Origin of the sequence: Chryseobacterium phosphatilyticum, from assembly GCF_002899825.2 — a bacterium.
Classification (GTDB): Bacteria; Bacteroidota; Bacteroidia; order Flavobacteriales; family Weeksellaceae; genus Chryseobacterium; species Chryseobacterium phosphatilyticum.
Map to the genome: position 1 here is coordinate 1 of NZ_PPED02000024.1, position 932 is coordinate 932.

The 932-nt window shown below is 66.8% G+C and carries 1 protein-coding gene and 1 pseudogene; one reads left to right on the forward strand and one right to left on the reverse strand.

Annotated elements, in window-relative coordinates:
• A pseudogene (locus C1631_RS25240) lies at window positions 1–656 on the forward strand (IS256-like element ISMex3 family transposase); the annotation flags it as partial.
• A gap of 9 nt (window positions 657–665) precedes the next feature.
• Here the strand turns inward: C1631_RS25240 and C1631_RS25245 are convergent.
• A partial coding sequence (locus C1631_RS25245; RefSeq protein ID WP_228441476.1) for a UCP034077 family protein occupies window positions 666–932 on the reverse strand: 267 nt, incomplete at its 5' end.

Genomic DNA, 932 nt, shown 5'->3' on the forward strand with positions numbered 1-932 from the left:
GCCGGAAAGAACTCGTCGGCTTCCAGGTGGGCGTGCGCGAGAGCGCCCAGAGCTGGCGCGAGCTGCTCGTCGACGTGAAGCGGCGTGGGCTGTCGATCGCGCCCGAGATCGCGGTCGGCGACGGCGCACTCGGCTTCTGGCAGGCCCTGGACGAGGTCTTTCCGGGCACCGCTCACCAACGGTGTTGGGTTCACAAAGCGGCCAACGTCCTCGACAAGGTGCCGAAGTCCGTTCAGGGCGCGATGAAGGTGGATCTGCGTGAGATCCACGGTGCGCCGACCCGGGCGGCGGCCGAGGCGGCGCTGGCTGTCTTCGTCGAGAAGTACGGGGCCAAGTACCCGCGCGCCGCCACCTGCCTGACCAAGGACCGGGAGGCGCTGCTGGCGTTCTACGACTTCCCGGCCGAGCACTGGGACCACCTGCGCAGCTCGAACCCGATCGAGAGCGTGTTCGCCACGGTGCGGCATCGGACCGTGCGGACCAAAGGTGCACTCTCGGCCACGACCGCCAAGCTGATGGTGTTCAAGCTGGTGATGGCAGCCTCGAAAACCTGGCGACGGTTGAAGGGCGAAAACCAGTTGCCGAAGGTCGTGGCCGGCGTCATCTTCCGCGACGGGACCGAGGTCACCGCGAGCCCAGATCACCGCGCCGCCTGACCGCCTCCGTCACCTAAAATCCTGCATAGCTCTCGGTGGGGTGTTGACGAGTCTCAGCCTGATGGGGCTCTCGCCGAGGATCGCTCCGAATGCGGGGGTGATCCTCATCGGAAAGCACCGAGACAGCGCCTCGAAGGCGGCATCCTCGAACCGTTTCCGCGCCTCCTGATCGCCCTTGAGCTGCCGTGACGTGACGAGCGGTGGGCCCCGCATACCCCCTGTCTTGTTCAGGCCGAAACGGAAGGCGATCTGCGACCCTTCCGTGTCCGCCGGCAC